Annotated in this window: 18 protein-coding genes and 1 tRNA gene; 13 read left to right on the top strand and 6 right to left on the bottom strand. The window is 60.8% G+C overall.

Annotated elements, in window-relative coordinates; genetic code table 11:
• The first annotated feature begins 277 nt into the window (after positions 1-277).
• The 13 genes from ACI38B_RS00545 to ACI38B_RS00485 all read left to right on the top strand — a co-directional run bounded on the left by ACI38B_RS00545 (position 278) and on the right by ACI38B_RS00485 (position 14,279).
• Complete coding sequence (locus tag ACI38B_RS00545) at positions 278-961, top strand: ECF transporter S component (protein WP_439729089.1); 684 nt, start codon at positions 278-280, stop codon at positions 959-961.
• 230 nt (positions 962-1,191) lie between these two features.
• Positions 1,192-1,265: transfer RNA gene (locus tag ACI38B_RS00540), tRNA-Ile, on the top strand.
• 203 nt (positions 1,266-1,468) lie between these two features.
• A complete protein-coding gene (gene rpmE / locus ACI38B_RS00535) occupies positions 1,469-1,681 on the top strand; it encodes a 50S ribosomal protein L31 (protein WP_029575932.1) in 213 nt (70 codons plus the stop codon).
• Positions 1,682-2,691: 1,010 nt separating this feature from the next.
• Complete coding sequence (gene prfA, locus ACI38B_RS00530; protein ID WP_439729088.1) at positions 2,692-3,810, top strand: peptide chain release factor 1; 1,119 nt, start codon at positions 2,692-2,694, stop codon at positions 3,808-3,810.
• A 139-nt stretch (positions 3,811-3,949) separates the two neighbouring features.
• Positions 3,950-4,846: a peptide chain release factor N(5)-glutamine methyltransferase gene (prmC, locus tag ACI38B_RS00525; RefSeq protein WP_439729087.1), complete on the top strand. Its 897-nt coding sequence runs from the start codon at positions 3,950-3,952 to the stop codon at positions 4,844-4,846.
• Positions 4,847-4,962: 116 nt separating this feature from the next.
• Positions 4,963-5,622: an L-threonylcarbamoyladenylate synthase gene (locus tag ACI38B_RS00520; protein WP_439729086.1), complete on the top strand. Its 660-nt coding sequence runs from the start codon at positions 4,963-4,965 to the stop codon at positions 5,620-5,622.
• Positions 5,619-6,857, top strand: coding sequence for an MraY family glycosyltransferase (locus tag ACI38B_RS00515; RefSeq protein ID WP_439729085.1), 1,239 nt, complete (start codon positions 5,619-5,621; stop codon positions 6,855-6,857). The genes ACI38B_RS00520 and ACI38B_RS00515 overlap by 4 nt, the downstream gene beginning before the upstream one ends.
• 148 nt (positions 6,858-7,005) lie before the next feature.
• The gene (guaB, locus tag ACI38B_RS00510; protein WP_015450818.1) at positions 7,006-8,553 is read left to right on the top strand and encodes an IMP dehydrogenase; all 1,548 of its coding nucleotides are present in this window, start codon (positions 7,006-7,008) and stop codon (positions 8,551-8,553) included.
• 201 nt (positions 8,554-8,754) lie between these two features.
• Positions 8,755-10,383 (top strand): sodium/proline symporter, encoded by a 1,629-nt coding sequence (locus tag ACI38B_RS00505; protein WP_439729084.1) that lies wholly within the window; start codon positions 8,755-8,757, stop codon positions 10,381-10,383.
• 107 nt (positions 10,384-10,490) lie between these two features.
• The gene (orn, locus tag ACI38B_RS00500) at positions 10,491-11,165 is read left to right on the top strand and encodes an oligoribonuclease (RefSeq protein ID WP_439729083.1); all 675 of its coding nucleotides are present in this window, start codon (positions 10,491-10,493) and stop codon (positions 11,163-11,165) included.
• Positions 11,166-11,393: 228 nt separating this feature from the next.
• Positions 11,394-12,287: a Cof-type HAD-IIB family hydrolase gene (locus tag ACI38B_RS00495; protein ID WP_439729082.1), complete on the top strand. Its 894-nt coding sequence runs from the start codon at positions 11,394-11,396 to the stop codon at positions 12,285-12,287.
• A complete protein-coding gene (locus tag ACI38B_RS00490) occupies positions 12,274-13,683 on the top strand; it encodes a PIF1 family DEAD/DEAH box helicase (protein WP_439729081.1) in 1,410 nt (469 codons plus the stop codon). Before ACI38B_RS00495 ends, ACI38B_RS00490 begins: the two co-directional genes overlap by 14 nt.
• Positions 13,684-13,826: 143 nt before the next feature.
• Positions 13,827-14,279, top strand: a complete 453-nt coding sequence (locus ACI38B_RS00485; protein ID WP_439729080.1) for a permease — start codon at positions 13,827-13,829, stop codon at positions 14,277-14,279.
• A 186-nt stretch (positions 14,280-14,465) separates the two neighbouring features.
• Here ACI38B_RS00485 and ACI38B_RS00480 read toward each other — a convergent pair whose 3' ends face one another.
• The 6 genes from ACI38B_RS00480 to ACI38B_RS00455 all read right to left on the bottom strand — a co-directional run bounded on the left by ACI38B_RS00480 (position 14,466) and on the right by ACI38B_RS00455 (position 22,288).
• Positions 14,466-16,394, bottom strand: a complete 1,929-nt coding sequence (locus ACI38B_RS00480) for a glycoside hydrolase family 32 protein (protein WP_439729079.1) — start codon at positions 16,392-16,394, stop codon at positions 14,466-14,468.
• Between the two features lie 209 nt (positions 16,395-16,603).
• Positions 16,604-17,665 carry a LacI family DNA-binding transcriptional regulator gene (locus ACI38B_RS00475; RefSeq protein WP_439729078.1) on the bottom strand — a complete coding sequence of 354 codons (1,062 nt, stop codon included), beginning with the start codon at positions 17,663-17,665 and terminating at the stop codon, positions 16,604-16,606.
• Between the two features lie 9 nt (positions 17,666-17,674).
• Positions 17,675-18,376 carry a YesL family protein gene (locus ACI38B_RS00470; RefSeq protein ID WP_439729077.1) on the bottom strand — a complete coding sequence of 234 codons (702 nt, stop codon included), beginning with the start codon at positions 18,374-18,376 and terminating at the stop codon, positions 17,675-17,677.
• 130 nt (positions 18,377-18,506) lie between these two features.
• Positions 18,507-19,448 carry a carbohydrate ABC transporter permease gene (locus ACI38B_RS00465; RefSeq protein WP_439729076.1) on the bottom strand — a complete coding sequence of 314 codons (942 nt, stop codon included), beginning with the start codon at positions 19,446-19,448 and terminating at the stop codon, positions 18,507-18,509.
• A gap of 9 nt (positions 19,449-19,457) precedes the next feature.
• Positions 19,458-20,447: an ABC transporter permease gene (locus ACI38B_RS00460; protein WP_439729075.1), complete on the bottom strand. Its 990-nt coding sequence runs from the start codon at positions 20,445-20,447 to the stop codon at positions 19,458-19,460.
• Between the two features lie 239 nt (positions 20,448-20,686).
• A complete protein-coding gene (locus ACI38B_RS00455) occupies positions 20,687-22,288 on the bottom strand; it encodes an extracellular solute-binding protein (protein WP_439729074.1) in 1,602 nt (533 codons plus the stop codon).
• Between the last annotated feature and the right edge of the window lie 617 nt (positions 22,289-22,905).

Raw genomic sequence — 22,905 nt, 5'->3', positions numbered from 1 at the left:
TATCCTGATCCTGCCTGCCGGTGCGGCGATGACGCGTCATCAGCTCAATCTACAGCTTTTCGGGAGAAAATGAGAACATGCCGGGAACATGTCGGGGGCACACCGAGAACTGTCTGGAACACGTCACGAACGCGTCGGGAACACGCCGCATCGGGTTCCCGTTAGTGTGCATGCCCGCTACCATGGCTTGTGGCGTTCCCGCCCGAGTCGCACAGGTCAAGGATCGCCCGAGTTCCGAGACAATACTGTGTGCGGCCATGAGGGACAGGAGAATCCCATGGGCAATTTTGCTCGCAATCAGGTCGGTTCGGCCGAATCAACATATCCATCTTTCCAAAGCAACGGCGCCGCGCCATCCGTGCGTCCGGTCACGTTGCGCTGGACCACTGCCGATATCGCTGTCGGTGCCGCGCTCGGCGTCGCATGCGGGCTGGTGTTCTGGGGATTCAACTTCGCGTATCAGGCGATTTCGCCGGTGCTGGGTGCGCTGTTGCCGGGCATCGCGAGCGTGTTGCATGCGTTCTGGTATTTTTCCGGTCCTCTCGCATTGCTGATTATCCGCAAGCCCGGCGCCGCCGTGTATGTGAATCTTGTCGGCGCGGTCGCCGAGATGGTGTTCGGCAATAATTTCGCGTTTTCCTTCGTGTTCATTTCCGCCGCATTGCAAGGCGTGTTCGCGGAGATTCCGTTCGCGTTGGCTCGTTACCGCAAGTACAATCTGCCGATGAGCATCGCCTCGGGGCTGTGTGTGGCGATTGAATATGGGTTCTATCTGCTGTTCTTCAGGTATCAGGGTGTTGCGCTGGTCAGTCCCCGCGGCATCACACATATGATCAGCGAGATTGTCGGCGGTGTGGTGTTCGCCGGCATCATGAGCTGGTTCCTGTATCTTGCCATTGCCCGGACGGGTGCGCTTGACCGGTTCGCTTCCGGTCGTGCGGTCCGCGGATTGGCGGACTGATCCGCATGCGTTGTCGGCGTGTACCGTCGGCGAATGTGACCGGTGCCGTTGTCGGTGCCTGTTGTTGGGCTGGCCGGCTGATCCGGTGATGGCCGAATCCTTTGATCCTTGCTGATGAATGCATTGGTGGGAATCCCGCGTGTCGCCCGTATCTGTTTCTCGGAACTCCGGATACGGGCGCGTGCGGTTAGGGGATTTGCTATATTGGATAAGTTGGTTTGCTCCAACGTGGGGCCTTAGCTCAGTCGGTTAGAGCATCGGACTCATAATCCGCCGGTCCACGGTTCAAGCCCGTGAGGCCCCACTATTCTCTTCATTCTTTGCGGTGTGTTGTCTGTACATCATTCCAGGTCGTGGCTTGGTCGGCGGATGTCGGCTATATTGCCGCTACGCTGTTGGCTCACTCGCGTGTCGTCCGCGATGGCGCGTACAATACTGACGGTTCCGGTTCACGCCCGCCATAGGGGCTGGCGACCCGGGTCCCCCGAATTCCATAGGAGACACACCATGAAGCAGGGTATTCATCCCGATTATCACGCCGTGCAGGTCACCTGCTCGTGCGGCAACACGTTTGTCACCCGTTCCACCGCCGCTGGCGATCATATGACGGTTGACGTGTGCTCGAACTGCCACCCGTTCTACACCGGCAAGCAGAAGATTCTGGATACCGGCGGCCGCGTGGCTCGCTTCGAGAAGCGTTACGGCAAGCGCAGCAAGTAAGGCTTCTGAAAACGCCAGTCTTCGGACTGGCGTTTTTGTATTTCTGGCGTTCCTGGGGTTGCCGGTCTGTGATCGTCGGTGGGGGCGGTATGACAATCTTCTGCCGACGGTCAGTGGTGTGCCGGCATCGGTAGCAGCGGAGCCGCGACCTTCTACCGACGCTGAGAGGTTATAGATATCGCGGGCGGTTCGGGATTTCGCCGGCTCATTCGACGACTGGCCCATCGTAACGTCACGTCCTCCCGTCCTCTTAGGCGCATGGCATTGAGATAACCGAGTTATGACATTGGATATTGACGGTATCTGATTGCGAAGTGACAGTGGGATCACACAATGACGAGATACCTGACCGATTGAGTTGGCTGTCGCCGGTATCGGCACGGCGTGTGACACTGTGATCGCACAGCAGGCTGATATCAGTCTGGTCCCGTCCGTTGCCATTGGTATCAGTGCATGGTGTGACGGTGGTGTCGCACTACGGCTGGATATCTGATCGATTGAGTTGGCTGTCGCCGGTATCGGGGTGTGGTGTGACGGCGGTGTCGCACCGCGTCGGGATTGTGTGTGATTCCTCTTGTTTGGTGTCGCTATCGTGGTGCAGTGTGATTGTCTGGTCGCACGGCGGTTGGGTATCGGTCCGGTGCAGTGGGGTGGTGCAGTTATTGGCGTGTGGTGTGACGGTGGTGCCGCACGACGGCGGGATAGTCGGGTGCTTCGGCCGTCTGCTGCCGTTATCGGTGAGCCGTGTGATCTTCTGGTCGCACAATGGGCCGGTATTCGTCGCGGGCGCAGCGCCCGGCGCCCTGCTCGCGTCCGCCTTTGGTCAAGCGTGACTATATGATAGTGAAGTTGACCAAGACGAAGCATAATCGCTGACACACGCCTGGTCGTCGCCGCGGCGCCTATGGCACAGAGCCTATGACACAGAGCCGGGCCGGGGACTGCCGGGAATGCAGCATATCGGGTATACAAACGCGTGAAACACGTGCAACGGTAACGAGGAATGGCATATGGCACAGGATCCACAGGATCAGTTCCCCGCGGCGCAGACCGCGGTGGAGGAGTATCACGATATCGAGCGGCAGATGGCGCAGCCGGAAGTCGCCTCCGACCCTGACAAAATCCGCAAGCTGGGCCGTCGCCATGCCGAACTCGGCACCATCGTCGCCGCATACACCAAATACCGTCAGATATTTGACGATCTCGAAGCAGCCAAGGAGATGGCGTCCGAGGACGAGGATTTCGCCGCTGAAGCGAAGCGTCTGGAGGCCGAACTGCCGAAGGCTGAGGAAGCGCTGCGCACCGCGCTGATCCCGCGCGATCCGGACGACGCCCGCGATGTGATTATGGAAATCAAAGCCGGCACCGGTGGTGAGGAAGCCGCCCTCTTCGCCGGCGATCTGCTGCGCATGTACCTCAGGTATGCCGAAAAGCGCGGCTGGATCACCACCATCCAAAGCGAGAACACCACTGAACTCGGCGGCGTCAAGGACGTCCAGCTCGCCATCCGCGCGAAAGGCACCCCTGCACCGGAGGACGGCGTCTGGGCGAGTCTCAAATACGAGGGCGGCGTGCATCGCGTGCAGCGCATCCCCGTCACCGAATCGCAGGGGCGCATCCAGACTTCGGCGGCCGGTGTCATCGTTTTCCCGGAGGCGGATGACGACGATGACGAAATCGAAATCGATCCGAAAGACTTGAAGATTGACATCTTCATGAGCTCCGGCCCCGGCGGCCAGTCGGTGAACACCACGTATTCCGCGGTGCGCATGACCCATATCCCCACCGGCATCGTCGTGAGCATGCAGGACGAGAAGTCGCAGATCCAGAACCGCCAGGCCGCGCTACGTGTCCTGAAATCCCGCCTTCTGGCCATGAAGCACGAGCAGGAAGCCGCCGAAGCTGCCGATATGCGCCACTCCCAGGTCCGTTCGCTGGACCGTTCCGAGCGCATCCGCACCTACAACTTCCCGGAGAACCGCATCGTCGACCATCGCACGAACTACAAGGCGTACAACCTCGACCAGGTGCTGGACGGCGATCTGCAAGCGGTGATCGACAGCGACATTCAGGCCGACGAGGCCGCGCGTCTCGAACAGCAGAAGCATCAAGGCGCGAACGCCGCCTGACCTGTACACTCGTATGGCGACATGGCGGTTTGGCGGCATAACAGCCAGACGCCATGAAAGCCATGACCGTCATAACAGCCATGACCGTCATGACCGCCACCCGCCGGATACGGTCCAATCGAAGGGAGTTCTATCGCGCATGGGCATCGAAACACTCAGGCAAATGCTGGCCGAAGCGACCGACAGACTCAAGGATGCGGGCATCGAGACGGCCCGGTACGACGCCCGATTGTTATTCGCTGAAGCCTGCGGCACCAGCCCGCGCGACATTGACAAAGCCCTGCTCATGGGCGACGGATTCGAAGCCAGTGACCGTCAGCTCGCCGACTTCCGCTCGATGATGGATCGTCGCGCTTCGCGTGAACCGTTGCAATATATCGTCGGCCATGTCCCGTTCCGCTACCTCGATCTGCAGGTCGGACCAGGCGTATTCATTCCCCGTCAGGAAACCGAAGTGGTGGTGCAGGCCGGCATCGATTGGCTGACCCGCGAAGGCCTGTATGCCCCGAAAGTTGTGGATTTGTGTGCGGGCAGCGGGGCGATTGGCCTGTCCATCGTCACAGAAGTGCGCGGTGCTGAAGTGTGGGCGGTGGAGAAATACCCGGAGACGCTCGCTTGGACGAAACGCAACGCGAAACTGGTCGCCGGCAACGATCCCGCGGCCGGCTACAACTATCACCTACAGGCTGGGGATGCCACGGATACGACCACACTGGCCGCGCTGGACGGTTCGATCGATCTTGTGGTCACCAATCCGCCATACGTGCCGATGTCCCAGCCGCCGCAACAACCTGAGGTGCGTGATTACGACCCGCAGGCGGCGCTGTACGGCGGTTCCGCGGATGGCACGCTGATTCCGGAACGGATTGTCCGCCGTTGTGCGGCCTTGTTGCGCAAAGGCGGCGCGCTGGTGCTCGAGCATGACATCACCCAGGCCGACCGGATGCTCACCTATGCGCTGTCGAACGGCTTTTCGCAGGCACGCACCGGCTTGGATTACACGTCACGGCCGCGGTATCTGTTCGCAATCAAGTGATGCCGGTCCGGCGCTTCGCGTCCTGCGACTCGAGCACACGTCGGCCCGAGCGCACGCCAGCCGGTTGGCACGTCGGGACGCGATGGTGCAATAGTGGTGGAACAATCGGAGGTTTTATGGGCGAGGTATGCACAGTCGATGACGGGTCCATCGCGCAGGCGGCGCGGATTATCAAGGATGGCGGGGTCATCGTCATCCCCACGGACACCGTGTACGGTATCGCCTGCGATCCGTTCAACAGCAAGGCCATCGACCGGATTTACGAGCTCAAGCGGCGTCCGCGGTACAAGGCCTTGCAAGTGATCATGGCCGATGCGGACGATGTGGAGGATTTGGGCCTGTACCTTCCGGCCCCGCTGAACCGTCTCGCCGCGGCCTTCCTTCCGGGGGCGTTTTCGCCGATTGCCGTCGCCGAACAGGATTGCCGGTTGAAGACGATTCGCCGTGAATCCGATGGGCGTGCGACGCAGGCGATTCGCGTGCCGAATTCCGCGTTGTCGTTGCGTATCCTGCGTGCGACCGGACCGGTGGCCGCCTCCAGTGCGAACCGGTCCGGCGATGAAAGCGCCCAAACCGTTGACGAGGCCGTCGCCGCGTTCGGCGACCAGGTCGACCTGTATCTTGACGGCGGCCCGACCCAAGGTCATATCGCCAGTACGGTGGTCGCTGCCGACCCGACGGAACGCGACGGCATCAACGTTCTGCGCGAAGGTGTCATCCATCAGGCCGCGATTCGCGAAGCCCTGCACATCAACGGCGGGGGATTGGGCGCATGAGGGTTTACCTGTTCATCGCCGCGGTCGCCGGGGGAGCCACGTGGCTGATTACCCCGCTGATTCGCCATATCGCCATTCATATCGGCGCGGTCGGCAGGGTTCGCGCACGTGACGTGCACACCGTTCCGACCCCGCGCATGGGCGGCTTGGGCATGCTGATCGGATTTGTGGTCGCCATGCTATTTGCCAGCCGCATCCCGTTCATCTCGGGCTTGTTCACGGCGAATCATCAGGCTTGGGTGGTGATGATCGGCGCGATTCTGATCTGCCTGCTCGGTATGGCCGATGATCTGTGGGATTTGGACTGGATGCTCAAACTCGCCGGTCAGCTGCTTATCTCCGTATTCGTGGCGTGGGGCGGTCTGCAGATTATCTCGCTGCCGCTCGGGTCACTGGTCACCGCATCCCCGACGCTGTCGATGGCCATCACCGCATTCCTGATTGTCGCGTCCATCAACGCGGTGAATTTCGTGGACGGCCTGGACGGGCTTGCCGCCGGCATCGTCGCCATCGGCGGTATCGCGTTCGGCTTGTATTCGTATATTCTTGCGCGCTCGTCGCCCAGTTACGCGTCGATGGCCACGCTCATCGATGTCGCGCTGGTCGGGGTCTGTGTCGGTTTCTTGCTGCATAACTGGCATCCGGCGAAACTGTTCATGGGCGATTCCGGCTCCATGCTGCTCGGTTATCTGATTACCTGCGCGTCGATTGTGATGACCGGGCATTTGGACCCTGCGTCAATCCACACGAGTGTGTATCTTCCGGTGTTCATGCCAATCCTGCTGCCGATTCTGGTGCTGTTCCTGCCGGTGCTGGACATGTGCCTGGCGATTGTGCGGCGTTTGAGCAAAGGCCAGTCGCCGATGCACCCCGACCGCATGCATTTGCATCACCGGATGCTCAAAATCGGCCATTCCGTCCAAGGGGCGGTGTTGATCCTATGGGGTTGGGCCGCGCTGATCTCATTGGGGTCGGTCACCATCCTGTTCTTCCCGGTCAGATATGTGCTAATCGGCTTCATCATCGCCGCGGCGGTGTTGACGGTGCTCACCATGCTGCCGTATCTACGCAGGAGGATTCCGGAGATCATGGAGGAGGACGCCGCGTATTCTAAGCATCATGCCGCCCAGCATGTGTGTCCGCAGCCGGGGCAGGGCGCCGACCGGCAGGCTTCCGTGGCCGGGAGTGAACGCCGGGATGCGGGAACGGACACGGATCGTCCCTCGCAAGCGTGATCGTGACGGTCTGTCAGCTGTCGGACGCCGGTGTCCAGCGTGATTCCCGCGACTCGTGCTGCGCACCGCCGTGCGCGAAAAGCTTGTGATGACGCCCGTTTTGACCGTTCGCGTGTCGCAAGTCAGGTCACGACCTTATAGTGTGGTTATGGCTTCAAATTTTGACACGCAAGCGCAAGCATATGCTCCAGTCCCTCCGATTTTCGCCAAGCTCGGCCTCGCGTATGACGATGTGCTGCTGCTTCCGAACGAGACGGATGTGATTCCGTCTGAAGTTGACACCACCACCCACCTCACTCGCGAAATCACCATGAAGACCCCGGCGATTTCCGCGGCCATGGATACTGTCACCGAATCCGACATGGCTATTGCTATGGCCCGCAACGGCGGCATCGGCGTGCTCCACCGCAACCTGTCCATCGACGACCAGGCAGCCCAGGTCGATATCGTCAAGCGCAGCGAATCCGGCATGATCACCGACCCGCTGACCGTGAACCCGGAAGTCTCGCTCGCCGATCTTGACAAGCTGTGCGGCAAGTTCCACATCTCCGGCCTGCCGGTTGTGGACAAGGACAACAAGCTCGTCGGCATCATCACCAACCGCGACATGCGGTTCATCCCCTCCGAGGATTACGACCGTCTCGAGGTCAAGGACGTCATGACCAAGGACCACCTGATTACCGGTCCGTCCAACATCTCCAAGGAAGACGCGCATCGTCTGCTCGCCAAGTACAAGGTCGAGAAGCTGCCGCTCGTGGACAACGAGGGCCACCTGACCGGTCTGATTACCGTCAAGGACTTTGTGAAGACCGAGCAGTACCCGGACGCCACCAAGGACGACCAGGGCCGTCTGCGTGTGGCCGCAGGCATCGGTTTCTTCGGCGATGCCTGGCAGCGTGCCTCCGCCCTCATGGAGGCAGGTGTTGATGCGCTCGTCGTGGACACCGCCAACGGCGAAGCCCGTCTGGCGCTCGACATGATTCGCCGTCTTAAGGCAGACAAGGCGTTCAACGGCGTGCAGATTATCGGCGGCAACATTGCCACCCGCGAAGGCGCACAGGCCATGATTGATGCCGGTGCGGACGCGGTCAAGGTCGGTGTCGGCCCGGGCTCCATCTGCACCACCCGCGTGGTCGCCGGTGTCGGCGTCCCGCAGCTGACGGCTGTCTATGAGGCCGCCCAGGCGTGCAAGGCCGCGGGCGTCCCGTGCATCGCCGACGGTGGCATCCACTATTCCGGCGATATCGCCAAAGCTCTGGTGGCTGGCGCGAGCACCGTCATGCTTGGCGGCGTGCTCGCAGGCTGCGAGGAAGCCCCGGGCGAGAAGGTCCTGCTGCACGGCAAGCAGTACAAGCTGTATCGCGGCATGGGCTCGCTGGGCGCGATGGCCCCGCGCGGCAAGAAGTCCTACTCCAAGGACCGCTACTTCCAGGCTGACGTCACCAGCAACGACAAGGTCGTGCCGGAAGGCGTTGAAGGCGAAGTCCCATACCGCGGACCGCTCAACGCCGTTCTTTACCAGCTGATCGGCGGCCTGCATCAGTCGATGTTCTACGTCGGCGCGCACAACATCAAGGAACTGCAGGAGCGTGGCCGCTTCATCCGCATCACCGACGCTGGCTTGCGCGAATCCCATCCGCACGACATCGTCATGACCGCGGAAGCGCCGAACTACTCCGGCTTCCACAACAACTGATGTCCTGACAGCCCCGCGGGCGTAATTCCGCGGATTGCTGCCGGATTGCAAGGCGGCCGCCCTGTTGCCAGTGCATCAGAGCGGCCGCCTTCTTGGTACTGATACCGACGAAAGAGACCGACGAAAGAGACCAGCGAAAGACGTCCGCCCGACCCACGGATCGGCTGCGCACGTCGTCGTCATGATTGAGAGAAGAAGGGTATGGTCACCAAAGACTTCTGGGTATTACTCGCCATGGTGCTGTATTTCATCGCCATGCTGTCCATCGGATTCGCCTATTCGAAACGTTCGAACTCCTCAGCGAAACAGTATTTCGCTGGCGGTCGCGGTGTCGGCCCGTGGCTGACGGCCCTGAGCGCCGAAGCCTCCGATATGAGCGGCTGGCTGCTCATGGGTCTGCCGGGTCTGGCCTACTTCACCGGCGCCGCTGACGCCATGTGGACAGCGATTGGCCTGGCGATCGGTACATATCTCAACTGGCGACTGGTGGCCCGGCGTTTGCGGCGGTATTCGGTGGTTGCGGGCGATGCCATCACCGTGCCGGATTTCTTCTCCAAGCGCTTCCATGACAAGAAGAACGTCATCTCCACCATCGCGGCGCTGATTATCCTCATCTTCTTCTGCGTGTACGTGGGCAGCTGCTTCGTGACGGTCGGCAAGCTGTTCTCCACCCTGTTCGGCTGGGATTACCATCTGACGATGGTCGTCGGCGCGGCCGTCGTGTTCGCCTACACGCTGATCGGCGGCTACCTGTCCGTGGTCGTCACCGACTTCATTCAGGGCATGCTCATGTTCTTCGCGCTCGCCGTCGTATCCATCGGCTCGATCGTCTCGGTCGGCGGCGTGGACAACACCGTCACCTTCCTGCGCGGTATCCCGGGCTTCCTTGACGGTACGCATCTGGCCACCCCGGTGCTCAACTCCATGGGCGAGCAGATTGTGCGCGACGGCAAGGCGGTCTTCGGCGCGCCCACCGATTACGGCATCATCACCATCATCTCCATGCTTGCCTGGGGCCTGGGATACTTCGGTATGCCGCAGGTGTTGGTGCGCTTCCTGTCAATTCGCAGCTCCGAGGAAATCCGCAAATCCCGGATTATCGCCACCACCTGGTGCGTGATTTCACTGGCATGCGGCGTGTGCATCGGTCTGGCGGGACGCGCGATGATGCCCACCCAGTTCGGCACGCAGGCCGCCGCCGAGAACATCTTCATCGTCATCGCCCAGGCGCTGCTGCCGAGCTTCATCTGCGGTATCGTCGTCTCCGGGATCTTCGCCGCATCCATGAGCTCCTCCTCGTCATACCTGATCATCGGTGCGAGCGCGGTGGGTGAGAACATCTACCGCGGTGTTATCAACCGCAAGGCCACCGACAAGCAGGTGATGATGGTGGCGCGCACCACGCTGCTGGTTATGTTCCTGTTTGGCATTTTCGTGGCCTTTGACCAGAATTCCTCGATTTTCCAGGTCGTTTCCTACGCGTGGGCGGGGCTCGGCGCCTCCTTCGGCCCGCTGATGCTCCTGTCCCTGTACTGGCGTCGCACGAACAAGTACGGCGCCATCGCAGGCATGCTCGGCGGCACGGCCACGGTGCTCATCTGGCATAATCTCATCAAGCCGCTCGGCGGTATCTTTGCCATCTACGAGCTGCTGCCGGCGTTCATCGTCTCGCTGCTGCTCATCGTCGTCGTTTCGCTGCTCACTCCGGCGCCCGAAGATTCGGTCCTGTACGAATTCGACCACTATCTCGACGATCCCGCCGACCGCAAGGTCGATGATGATCTGGTCGCAGCCGAAATCCAAGCCGCCGAGGAACGTTCGCAAATCTGAGCCGCGAGGCTTCTCCCACCCCCGCGGTAACCTGAGAGGTCCGGTCCGCGGGGGTTCGCATGCCGCCGACGACGGACAGACCGTTGATACGTGAGGAAAGAGGCACCATGGTAGACGCACATGACGCAGAGACCTATACCGCGCAAGATTCGCGCATGATCTGGATTGATTGCGAGATGACCGGACTGGATATCTTCCATGACGAGCTGTGCGAAGTGTCCGTCGTCCCCACCGATTTCGACCTCAACGTGCTCGACGAGGGCGTGGACTATGTCGTCAAGCCATCCGACGCGGCTGTCGCCCATATGAATGATTTCGTGCGCGCGATGCACACCCGCTCCGGCCTGATCAACGAATGGGAGCACGGGCTGAGCCTCGAGGAGGCCGAACGCAAGGTGACCGAGTATGTCGCACGGTTCACCCCGGATGGGGTCAAGCCCCTGCTCGCCGGCAATTCCGTCGGTTCCGACAAGAAATTCCTCGACCGGTACATGCCCGGCCTCATGGAACACCTGCATTACCGGGTCATCGACGTGAGCACCATCAAGGAGCTCGCCCGCCGCTGGTACCCGGACGTCTACCGCAACCGTCCGGCGAAGAACGGCGGCCACCGTGCGCTCGCCGACATCATCGAATCCATTGACGAGCTGCGCTATTACCGCGATATGCTCTTCGTCCCGGCCCCCGGCCCGGATGCCGAGGCGGCTAAGGCGGGCGCTCGCCACATCGAGGCGACCAGTCTGCTGCGCACGTACGAGAAGAACGGCAACGCCCTCGAGTAAACGCCCTCGAGTAATCGCCCTCGAGTAACGGTCAGGGAGGCCGTCATTCGAAGGCTGACGGCAGCTTTTGCCCACTACAGCTCGATCGATTGCCACGCCACACGAAGCCGGCACAGAACCGGCATGGAACCGGCGACCATACCGGTATGAAACCGGTACGCTGCTGGCACTGAACCGATACACTGCCGGCCCGCCATTCGCGAATCAGAATGCTGAAAGGATCCAAGCATGAGCGCGACACCATGGACTCAATCCACGCCGCTTCCCGGTGATATCGCGATGGTCGTCGCCGATATGGATGGCACGCTGCTGGATGGCGACAGCCGGATTCCTGAGGGATTCTGGCCGCTGCTCGCACGCTTGCAACGCGCCGGCATCGAATTCGTGCCGGCGAGCGGACGGCAGATTTTTACGCTGCGTGACATGTTCGGCGACGCCATGCCGACCGGCTCGTTCATCGCCGAGAATGGCAATCTTGTGGTCGCCCGGGGCCACACCACCGGTGTGACCGCGCTGCCCGCCCATGCGGTGGCACAAATGATCGACATGCTTGCCGCCGCCGATCTGCCCCAAAACCATGATGTCGGGATGGTGGTGTGTGGCGAGCACAGCGCGTACATCAACCGCAAGGACACGCCGTTTGTGGACGAATGCCGCAAGTACTACCACCGTCTCGCCTTCCTTGACGACCTGCATGAAGCGGTGACGGGGCCGCACGCCGACCGGATTCTCAAGGTGGCGGTATTCGATTTCGGCGATGTGCGTGTGCCCGCCGACACCCTGTTCGCCCCGCTGCGCGACCGCTATCAGGTGGTGGTATCCGGAGCGCATTGGGTGGATATCATGGACGCGCACACCGACAAGCGCCGCGGGGTCGTGGCCTTGCAGGAGCAGCTTGGCATCACGCCCGCGCAGACTATGGTGTTCGGCGATTATCTCAACGATTTGCAGATGCTGGGTGCGGGGGAGTGGTCCTTCGCGATGGCTAACGCCTATCCGGATCTGCTACGCGAAGCGCGGTACATTGCCCCGGCGAACACCGAGCATGGCGTGCTGCGCGTCATCGACGCCATGCTCCGGCAGCGGGAAATCCAAAGGAGACACGCCGATGTTGCAAACTGACGCATTGAGGATTCTGGACGCCGGCGCTAGCGTGTTCCTCACCGGCGCCCCGGGGGCCGGAAAAACTTATGTGCTCAACGAATTCATCAAACAGGCCAGGGCGCGCGGGGCGTCCGTGGCGGTTACGGCGTCCACCGGCATTGCGGCGACGCATCTGAACGGGCAGACCATCCACTCATGGAGCGGTGTCGGCGTCGCCGAGGCGATGACAGACAGCCTGCTCAAACAGATCAAGACGCGTCGTGGCAAGCGGATTCGGGCGACTGACATCCTTGTCATCGACGAAATCTCCATGATGCACGCCTGGCTGTTCGACATGGTCGATCAGGCGTGCCGCGCAGTCAGGCGCAGTCCGGAGCCGTTCGGAGGGCTGCAGGTCGTCATGTCCGGCGACCTGTTCCAGCTGCCACCGGTCGCCCATGCCAAGCGGGACCGCGAACTTGTTGTTCCGCCGCCGGAAATGGTCGCCATGCGTGAGCGGTATGAGCGGGCAGGGCGCAATCCGGAGGGTTTTGTCACGGAATCGTTGGTATGGCCGGAACTCAACCCTGTCGTGTGTTATCTGACCGAACAGCATCGTCAGGATTCCGGCCAGCTGCTTGACGTGCTCACCGACATCAGGCGTGGTGCGGTCAGCGATGCCGATCGCGCAGCGTTGGACGCCCGCATCGGCGTCGAACCGGCCGAAGACGACGTCGCCGTCTATCTGTTCCCTAACAACCGGCAGACTGACGAGCTCAACGACCGCAAACTCGCGCAAATCGACAGCCGCGAGCACGTCTACGAAGCCCAGGCTTCCGGCCCGGTACACCTCATCAAACGGCTGAAAAGCACTATGCTCGCCCCGGAACTCTTGACGCTCAAGGTAGGGGCGGCGGTCATGGCCCTGCGCAACGACACCAACCAGCAGTATGTCAACGGTTCGCTCGGCACGGTGGTTGATTTCGTCGCCAATCGCGACGGTGACGAGTATCCGATGGTCCGTTTCGACAACGGACATACCGTCATCATGCAACCCGCCGCATGGGAGATGATGGACGGTGAAACGGTGCTCGCCTCGGTCAAACAGGTGCCTTTGCGGTGCGCATGGGCAATCACCATCCACAAATCGCAGGGCATGACCCTCGACCGCGCGCGGATGGATCTGCGCCGGACCTTCGCGCCCGGCATGGGGTATGTGGCTCTCTCCCGCGTCGAATCGATGGACGGCCTGTACTTGGATGGCATCAATGACCGTGCGTTCCTGGTGTCCCCTCAGGCGGTGGGACTTGATGGCATTCTTCGTGACCGTTCGCAGATGGCTGAGCGTGAGCTTGCCGAGCATGGCGAGGATGCCTTCCATGACAAGGGCGAGGAGTCTCTAGAGGACGAATTCATGCAGGGCGGATTGTTCTAGACAGGGTTGCAGGCGGAAAATCAATCTTCCCCGGGGCTTCCCGCGTGTGGCTTCCCTCGTCACTGCGATGAGCAGACTACACTGGAAGTATCGGATGCGCCCGGCTCACCGCAGAGGCGGACGCCATCACAAGGAGGTTCGCCATGAAGAAATCAACCGTGGTATCCGTCATCGGTCTGTTGACCATGTTCGTCGCATTTGTCCTGTTCCAGACATGGCCGCTCGTGCTGTTCGGAACCGTGAAACTTACGGATGTCCTCACTTTGGTCGGCGGTCTCATGTTCATCATCCCCGTGTATCTTGATTCCGTGAAACGCAAGCGTGCCGACAACGCCCCGAATCCCGTGGTGTGGTCGACCTTGCCGCCGATCGGCATGGCCGTGGTCTGCGTCGGCATCCTCATGCCGAACAGCCTGACCTTCTTCCACCTGTTCTCCCTGCCGGACGTGTTCTATCTGGTCGGATGTCTCATGATGCTGCCGATTTTCCTTTACCCGATGTCCGGTTTGGAACGTGCGGAACTTGAGGAAACCGTCGAAGAAGAGGTTGACGAAGCGACCGACAGCGCTTCTGCTGCCGATGCTAAGCGATCGTAAGCGCTAGACGATTCTGAACGGGCACCTTGGGGATAGCAAACGGCCGTCTTCCAACGCTGACATCCTTTGCAGCGTCGGAAGACGGTCGTGATTATTGATGTTGCAGTCACCAACCGGTGCCCACCTGACGGCAACCGCCAGATAGCCACCGGTGACCACCGGTCGGTGACAAGTCACCAGAACAGGTCACCAGATGGTGTTGAGCGCGTTCACCTCGCAACGATCCACACCGCCGCAGGTCTCGAAGGACATGCTCACCTGCGGGCCGGCGGCCTGGAACAGCATGGTGCCCGCCGCCTGACCGTCATTGAGGAACACCTCGGCGACCTGATGGTCGAAGAACACTTCGACATGCCGCACCTGCTGGATGCCGCTGTCGTAGTCGTTCTTGTCGAATCCGCCCTGACCGCGGGTGACCAGGCGGGTCACGCCGTTCTCGCGCACCAGACGCAGGCTGTCACCTTCAGCCCCGTCAATGCCGGGGTTGCGAGCGATGGTCAGCGTGAAATCAGCGTCGTCGTCAAGCGTGATATTGGCGTAATACGTGTCATCGGGGCTGGTGGCGGACCACACGTGGGAATCCGGCGTGGCTCCCGCGGCGGTGTCGACCGTCACCGGTGAACCGATCAGGTTGTCGTAGACTTCCTGGACGGGCTTGCTCGTCAAGCGGCCGTCAACTACATGGAGTTCGCGCGGCAGCGACATGATGCCGTTGGCGCGGCAGGGGCCTTCACGGCGCACGCCGGCGTGGTCGACGATCCACCCGAAGACGATGCGGCGGTCCTGATCGTCGCGGAAGCTTTGCGTCGCATAGTAGCCAAGCCCGAAATCGCACCAGTCGCTGGACTTGACGGCCAGACGCGGGCCCTCGCCCTCATCGCGCAGGTCGCCGACATACCAGCGCACAGGCTGGAAGCGTCCCTGCCTGTCGCGGTAATGCATCAGGGCACCGCAGGCCACCGTGCTGCCGTCGAGTGCGAACAGATCCGGGCATTCATAAGTCCGTGCGATTTGATGGCCGAAATCGGCGAGCACGGGCCCGTCGTACTGCCACACGGAGGTGCGCTGCACCGGCAGTTTCGTGGAGAACAGTGCGATGGTGGGGACGGTCGCCTCATTGGCGGCAGCCTCCGCGGGCTTGCCCATCGGGTAGGTAGCGAACCAGCCGTTCGTGGCGTCGCGGCTGATGCCGGCGAGGGCGTCCTTGTGGAATTCATCGACCGGCAGGTTGGTGGCGGTCACAATCCAGGCGCGTCCGCCATCTGCCTCATGGATGGGCAGGTTGGTTTCGATTTTCGGATCGCGGCAGTCCAGCCCCATGCTCGGTGTCGGGCGCAGAATGCACGGGGTCTCCACTTCGAAATGGATGCCATCATGGCTCAGGCAGGTGGTCTGGTATTCCACGACGGAATGCTCATCCCCGCGCGTTTCGGTGTGACGGGTGAGCATGAAGCGGATGGCGTCGGCGTTCTCGCCGTTGCACGGATAGCCATCCTGATCGACCGGGATGGCCGAGCCGGAGAATGCGCCGCCGGTCAGCGTATGGTCGGTGGCGAACTCGGGCTGCGGTTCCAGCGCGATCGGCAGATGGGTCCAATGCACCAGGTCACGGCTGACCGCATGACCCCAGTGCATGCAGTCCCATCCCCATCCGTACGGGTTGAACTGATAGAACAGGTGGTAGCGTCCCTTGAACTCGCACAGGCCGTTCGGGTCGTTCATCCAGTGCGCGATCGGCTCGAAATGGGAGGCCGTGCGTTCCGGCTGGCGGTAGATGCTTTCCGTGTCGGGCAGGGTATCCCACTGGACGAAATCAGGATCGAGATTGACATACTGGATGCTGTTGTCCAGATCATTGCCGCTTTCGCTCAGATAGCCGAAACGGCATACGGCCTGGTTGATGCGAATGTCCAGATCGGTGTCGGAGGGCACATCGAACTGGAAGTGATGACGGTTCTCAAGCTTCGGCATTGCGGCAAACGCGAGGGTGGTCCCGTTGCTGGAACGGGTCAGGGCGACTGAGGCGTCATCGTCCGTGCGCTCGACGAACAGGTCGAGGCGAGTGTAGTCGCCGGTGGCGATGTGCGCGTTGGTGGTTTGGGTTGTGGGAAGCATGATGCTCCTTTGCAATGATGGTTGTTGGTTGGAAAATTTGTTGGGGGTTTCGCTCAAGACACGCCTGCGGCTGACCACGATTCGGATCGGTACCGTGGTCACTGATGGGCATCACAGCGCCGGGGGAGAGGGAGAAGTCGGGGCAGGGTGTCCATACGATGGCAAACCCGGTACCCCGTTCTCTCACCGTTCAGCGCTGTGCGCTGTCGTCACTCATGCCTTGGGACCGTGCCGCGGACGGAGCTGCGCTCGATAATCGACCCGCGGATTGTCGTGAACGTATCCTTGGTTTCAAAGGTTGAACGAAAAATCTGGTCGGGCTTGATATCCGGAATGTCCCGCTGCTCGATCATCGACACGAGCTGACGAACCGCCTCGAATCCCATCTCGTAATGAGGCAATTCGATGGTCGTCAGTGCCGGTCGGATCACGTCGGTGATATTGGGCAGGTTGTCGACGCTGACGATGGAGACGTCTTTGCCGATGGTCAGCCCAAGGTCATACGCCGCGGCGTACATCGACGTGGCACGGATGTCGTTGAAGCAGAACACCCCATCGGGTTTGAGGCCTTTGAGTAGCTCGAGCGCGCGTTCATCGGCGTTCACATGTTCGGTCGCGCCGACCACCAGCTGCGGGTCGTCCTTCAAACCGGCATCCTGCAACGCCTTGTGGTACCCGGCTAGACGTTCGGGCTGAGCGACGATTCCCGATTCTGAGCCGAAATACGCGATTCGGCGGCAGCCTGCGGCGATGAGCCTGTTGGTTGCGTCATATCCGATGCCGAACTCGTCAGGGTAGATTGACGGCAGGTCGTGCTTCGCGTCCTCAGCGTCGACCACGATGGTCGGCATGGAGCGCAAAGTCGCAGGCACGTCCACCACACGGTGATACATGAACGCGTACAGGAACCCGTCGGCGTGGTAGCGCTTGAGCGTCGCGATTTCCTGCCGTTCCAGCGCCTTGTCGTTGTTCGTGTTCATGGTGATCAGGATGTAGCCAAGCTTGCGTGCCGCTTCCTGTGCGCCGAGCATGATGCGCACTGCCGAAGGCGTGGTGATGATCTCGTCGGTGACGAAACCCAAGGTGTGCGACTTGTTGGTTTTCAGCGTACGCGCCAGCATATTCGGCTCGTAGTTGAGCGAAGATGCCGTGTCGCGGATGATTTGCGCGGTGGCGTCGCTCACGCGGTTCTTGTACTTGCCGTTGAGCACGAGGGAGACGGCGCAAACGGAGACACCTGCCTGTTTGGCGATATCTTTGAGGGATACCATGTGTGCTCCTTACTTGTTTGCCGTTCCGGTCGCCTGCATGAGCAGACGGGAATCATCGTTGGCGCTTTCGCCTTCGTCTCCCGGACGTGTCATACCCGGGACCTTGCCGAGCTTGCTGACGACCATCATGACGAAGAACACAGGCAATGCTACCCCGAATGCCGGGATAAGGCCTGGCCATGTCATCCACGAGCATACCGTGAGGATGAACAGGACGGTCAGGCACAGGCTGCACAGCGGACGTGCGATAACCATCTGCAGGGTCATGCGTGTAATCCACCATCCGGATTCGTCGAAATTGGCTTTGAGCGCCCACGACAGGCTGGAAAACAGGCCGTAGAACACGATGCCGATGAGCAGGACACCGGCGCTGGCGTATCCGAGCTTGCCGGCGTCATGGAAGTTCACCACCCAGTAGTCGAAGATCAGCAGGGCCCACAGCAGCGCCTGCGGCCAGCCGAAGCGGTTCGCCCCGGCCAGGTCGTCCTTCCACGCGCGGTGGAAGACGATCCAGGTTTCGCGGATGCTCCAGCTGCGGTCTTCGCTGAGCAGCCAGGTGCGATACGTCGTGTAAGTGGCGGAAATCGAGGGGAACAGGCCGATGACGACGACACCCATCAAGGTGTGGACGAGGAACGCCACATGGGTGACCGCAATCATGAGCACGACGCGGCAGAAGCGTTCGTATCCTAGGGCGAATGAGCGTAACATGACTCTCCTTCAAGTCAAGCCGGGTGCGGGTTTTCGGCGTTGGCGGCGGTGTGTCTGCCGGACCCGCGGTGTGAGAGAATCGCCGGGATGCCGCAAAGGGGATAACGGCACCCCGGCAAGTGTGCGGGCCTCAGCCCTTGACCGCTCCGAGCATCACGCCCTTGTTGAAATACTTCTGCAAGAACGGATAGATGATCATGAGTGGCAGGGTCGAGACGATGATGATGCCGAACTTGATCTGGTCGGCGGCCTGCTGCTGGGCGGCGGCATCCACGTTGGTTGCGGTGCCTTGCGCGACGAGCAGGAGCTGCTGGAGCACGACCTGCAACGGCTGCTTGTCGTCATCGGTGATGAAGATCAGGCCTGTCATGAAGTCGTTCCAGTGGCCCACGAAGTAGTACAGGCCGATGACGGCGAGAATCGCGGAGCTCAGCGGGATGACGATTTTGAAGAAGTAGCCGAGGTAGCTTTCGCCGTCAAGCTGGGCTGCTTCGAACAGTTCTTCAGGAATCGAGGTCTCGAAGAAGGAGCGGGCCACAATCACGTTGTACACGCTGACGGCGCCCGGGAGGATGAACACCCACATCGAGTTGAGCAGGCCGAGCTGCTTGTACAGCAAGTAGTTCGGAATCAGGCCGCCGCTGATGAACATCGTGACGGTGAACAGGAAGAGGATCACGCGGCGGGGCTTGAATTCCTTACGTGAGAGTGCGAACGCGCAAGGAATGGTCACGGCGAGGTTGACGGCCGTGCCGAGCACCGAGTAGATGATGGTGTTCAGATAGCCGCGCCAGATGCGGGCGTTGGCGAAGACCTTGGCGTAACCCACGAAGGTGATGCCTTTCGGCAGGAGGAAGACATCGCCTGCAGCGACCTTGTTCGGGTCGGAGAAGGACGCGACGATGACGAACCACAGCGGGTAGAGCACCGCGATCACCGCCAGGGCGATGAGTCCGTAGATGATGATGCTAGCCACCCAGTCGCCGGGGGTCAGGTGCTGACGCTGATGTTTGTTCCAGGGGATTTCGTCGCCCGAAGTCTTTGGTGCGGGCACTGCTGTTGTTGCTGACATGGTTGGCTCCTAGAAAATGCTGGTTTCGGAGATTCTCTTGGAGATCGCGTTCGCCGTGATCAGGAAGATGAAGTTGATGACCGTGTTGAACAGGCCGATGGCCGTGGAATAGGAGAACTGGCTGTTGAGAATACCGATCTTGTAGGTGTAGGTCGAAATGACCTCGGTGGCCGGCAAGTTCAGCGAGTTCTGCATCAGGAAGATCTTGTCGAAGCCGACGTTCAGCACGCTGCCCATGCTCAGGATCAGCAGGATCGAAGCGGTCGGCATGATCGCGGGGATATCCACGTTGCGGATGAGCTGCCAGCGGCCGGCGCCATCGATCTTCGCGGCCTCATACAGGGAGGTATCCACGCCTGCGAGGGCGGCCAGGTAGATGATGGAGTTCCATCCGCAGTGCTGCCAGACTTCGGAGATCCAGTAGACGGAGGTAATCGCCTTCGGGTTGCCCATCACGCTCTCCGGGCCGAGGAACCTGCCGATGATGCCGCTTCCCGGGGTCAGGAAGATGTTGAGCATCGAGACGATGACCACGATGGAGATGAAGTGCGGCATGTAGGTGACGGTCTGGACGAAGCCCTTGACCTTGCTGGAATGGATCTGATTGATCAGTAGGGCGAGGATGATCGGGAAGATGAAGCCCATCACCAGGGTCCACAGGCTGATGCGGATCGTGTTGCTCATGATCTCGCCGAACAGCGGGGAGTGGAAGAACTGATTGAAGTAGTAGAAGCCGACCCAGTCGCCGCCGGTCAGACCCTTGTCCGGGTCGAACTTGCGGAAGGCGAGCTGGATGCCCCACATCGGCACGTAGGCGAAGACTGCCACGAAGATGAGGGCCGGCGCGCTGAGCACCCACAGCTCCCAGTAGCGGCTGAAGTGGCGCGCGAGCTTGTCGATGATGTTGGGTTTCTTCTGAGTATTCGGTTCAGCGGCGTATGGCTGTCGGGTGGCTGGTGCCGACGGAGCCGCCGCTGCGGTGATTGATGGCGTGGTCATGCTAGCTCCAAATGTTGTTGGTGTATCGGCCGGGTGACGTGTGACGGCTGCGAACCTGTTTCGTTCTTCGGCCGTAAGACGTCTACAAGAGGAGGTGGTGGAGGAGCCAGGCTCCTCCACCGTTCAAGGAATCAGGGGGTAAGTCTTGTTGTTGTGCGGTGTGTCCGTGGGGCGCATGGGGCGCGAGCCTCGCGTCATGCACCCCGCGGAATCCGCCTGATCGGCAGTCTACGAGAGGCTCAGGCCTGCTTGTCGTAGTACTTCTGCCAGATCTTGATGTTGGTCTCGAGGCCGAGCGTCGGCTCCTTGACCTTCTTCAGATAGTCGTTCCACTCGCTGTCGATGCCGCCCTTCTGCACCCACTTGGCGAGCTGGTTGTCGGTGTAGTTGAAGATGGCGGTGTTGTTGTTGGACAGGGTGTCCATGTCCTCGCTGCTCGGGTGCACCCAGATCGGGATGACATCCTTGGTCGGATTGACGTTCTTCTCGATGACCTTGCGCACGGCCTGGTCGCTGGCGGTGACCTGCTCGGCGTTCGTGTCGTTGACGATCGTTACGTCATCGGGGATCCAACCGGCGAAGCGGTCCTGGAGTGCGACGGCACGGGTGTCGGGGTACTCGGCGTAGGCCTTGGCCTTGTCGATGGTGTACTTGTGATTGCCGTTGTCGGTCACGATGTCCGGGATGGAGCCGTAGAAGCCGGAGACGGAGAGCTTTTCGCTGTACATCGCGTTGATGAGCTTGAGTGCCGCATCCTTATTGGCGGTCTTCGGGTTGAGGCTCAGCACGTAGGCGTATTCGGCTGCGGGCTGAGAGTAATCCCACTTGACCTGGGAGTCGGGGTCGGACGCCTTCTGCTTGAGCGGCGGAAGGGTGATGTACTGTTCGCCGAGCTTGTCGCCGAACTCGGAGTAGTTCGACCAGCCGAAGGTCACGCCGCTGATGGCGGTCTTGCCGTCGCTGATGGTCTGCGAATTGTACTTCGAAGCGTCGCGAGTCAGGGCGTCCTTGGGGATGAGGCCTTCAGACATCAGGGAGTGCAGGTAGCTGATGGTGTCCTTGAGCTCGTTGGAGGTCAGGTAGCTGGCGACCTTGCCGTTCTTGACGTAGTAGCCTTGGCTGGATGCCGAAGCGCCCATGAAGCTGGTGGTCAGACCGGTGGAGTTGAGCAGGGTCAGCGGGCTCCACAGACCGAAGCCGAGGCCGCGGATGTTCATCGGGACTTCGTCGGCCTTGCCGTTGCCGTTCGGATCCTTGGTCTTGAAGGCTTCGAGCGTGGTCTTGAGCTCATCCCACGTGGTGGGGACGGGCAGGCCGAGCTTGTCGAGCCAGGTCTTGTTGATGAACATGTGGGTGCCGGAGACGCGGTAGCCCTTGCCGCGGTCGGACGGCAGCAGATAGAGGTGGCCGTTGTCCTCGGCGAACTTCTTCGCATCGGGCTGGGCCTTGAAGAACTTCTGAACGTTCGGCAGCTTGGACATGTCCTTGGACATGTCTTCGAACTGCGAGGAGTACTTGGTGACGTCGGTGGAGTCGTACAGCGACAGGCCGATGTCGGGGAAGTCGCCGGCTGCCATCTTGGCTGCTTTCTGCTGCCCCCAGGCGTTATCGCTGATCTCCTGCCAGTTGATCGTGCAGTCGCAGGCAGCCTCGAGATCCTTGGAATACTGGGTTTTCTTCATCGGGTTGTCGGTGACGTTGCGCCGAACCTCGATGGTGACAATCGGCTTGCCGTTGGCGTCTGTTGTGGCCTTGCCGCTGCCACCGCAGGCGGCGAGGGGGATGAGCATGGATGCTGCGGCGATGGCCGCGATGGCCATCCGTACACTTCTTCGTGCCATTTCTCTGTCCTTCAACTTAATGATTTGTTTGTGGTGCTGCGGAGCCGATTGGGATTCAGCTGACAGGCTGTGGTGGAGTGGATCCGTATTGCTTGCTGGCTGACTCCTGTGTCGGTTTCCGTTCGCACATCTAAGGATAGTACATTAAACGTTTAACGGCAAACGTTAAACGTTTCACGCGTGTCGTTTTTTACATGAGAACGTAATCATCCTTGATATCACAGCAAATTGACGGTGTTTGGTGATACTTGGCGAGGTGCCGGTGAGATTTGGTTACGGGTGTCGTCCGGTGGATGGTGCCGGACAGATGGCATCCGGCGGCGCTGGGCGGCTGACGACTGGTGACGCCCGATCGCGCATGACATCTGACGACGTACGGCATTGGGCGTTGAGTTGCGCCGCGCGGCACAACGTTGTGCATGCCATGACATACAAACTGGTAGCTTTGGCTGCCCGCCGGTGATTACGGTCCGTGTTTTGCGGCGTTGCGTATGCCGGGCCATACACGCCGTGCTGTTTGGGTTGCCCGCAGGCGGTTGGATGGGATGTTCTGACGTGTTGTGTATGTCGTGGCATGCGCGTTGAGCGGGCTGGGCACTCTGCGGTGGGTCGTCTGT

The organism is Bifidobacterium sp. (assembly GCF_051876855.1).
GTDB lineage: Bacteria > Actinomycetota > Actinomycetes > Actinomycetales > Bifidobacteriaceae > Bifidobacterium.
This window is presented reverse-complemented; position numbering and strand designations above follow the sequence as displayed.

Coding starts and splice junctions, on each gene's coding strand:
- ACI38B_RS00545 (WP_439729089.1), top strand. CDS start 278: ATGGGCAATTTTGCTCGCAATCAGGTCGGTTCGGCCGAATCAACATAT.
- rpmE (WP_029575932.1), top strand. CDS start 1,469: ATGAAGCAGGGTATTCATCCCGATTATCACGCCGTGCAGGTCACCTGC.
- prfA (WP_439729088.1), top strand. CDS start 2,692: ATGGCACAGGATCCACAGGATCAGTTCCCCGCGGCGCAGACCGCGGTG.
- prmC (WP_439729087.1), top strand. CDS start 3,950: ATGGGCATCGAAACACTCAGGCAAATGCTGGCCGAAGCGACCGACAGA.
- ACI38B_RS00520 (WP_439729086.1), top strand. CDS start 4,963: ATGGGCGAGGTATGCACAGTCGATGACGGGTCCATCGCGCAGGCGGCG.
- ACI38B_RS00515 (WP_439729085.1), top strand. CDS start 5,619: ATGAGGGTTTACCTGTTCATCGCCGCGGTCGCCGGGGGAGCCACGTGG.
- guaB (WP_015450818.1), top strand. CDS start 7,006: ATGGCTTCAAATTTTGACACGCAAGCGCAAGCATATGCTCCAGTCCCT.
- ACI38B_RS00505 (WP_439729084.1), top strand. CDS start 8,755: ATGGTCACCAAAGACTTCTGGGTATTACTCGCCATGGTGCTGTATTTC.
- orn (WP_439729083.1), top strand. CDS start 10,491: ATGGTAGACGCACATGACGCAGAGACCTATACCGCGCAAGATTCGCGC.
- ACI38B_RS00495 (WP_439729082.1), top strand. CDS start 11,394: ATGAGCGCGACACCATGGACTCAATCCACGCCGCTTCCCGGTGATATC.
- ACI38B_RS00490 (WP_439729081.1), top strand. CDS start 12,274: ATGTTGCAAACTGACGCATTGAGGATTCTGGACGCCGGCGCTAGCGTG.
- ACI38B_RS00485 (WP_439729080.1), top strand. CDS start 13,827: ATGAAGAAATCAACCGTGGTATCCGTCATCGGTCTGTTGACCATGTTC.
- ACI38B_RS00480 (WP_439729079.1), bottom strand. CDS start 16,394: ATGCTTCCCACAACCCAAACCACCAACGCGCACATCGCCACCGGCGAC.
- ACI38B_RS00475 (WP_439729078.1), bottom strand. CDS start 17,665: ATGGTATCCCTCAAAGATATCGCCAAACAGGCAGGTGTCTCCGTTTGC.
- ACI38B_RS00470 (WP_439729077.1), bottom strand. CDS start 18,376: ATGTTACGCTCATTCGCCCTAGGATACGAACGCTTCTGCCGCGTCGTG.
- ACI38B_RS00465 (WP_439729076.1), bottom strand. CDS start 19,448: ATGTCAGCAACAACAGCAGTGCCCGCACCAAAGACTTCGGGCGACGAA.
- ACI38B_RS00460 (WP_439729075.1), bottom strand. CDS start 20,447: ATGACCACGCCATCAATCACCGCAGCGGCGGCTCCGTCGGCACCAGCC.
- ACI38B_RS00455 (WP_439729074.1), bottom strand. CDS start 22,288: ATGGCACGAAGAAGTGTACGGATGGCCATCGCGGCCATCGCCGCAGCA.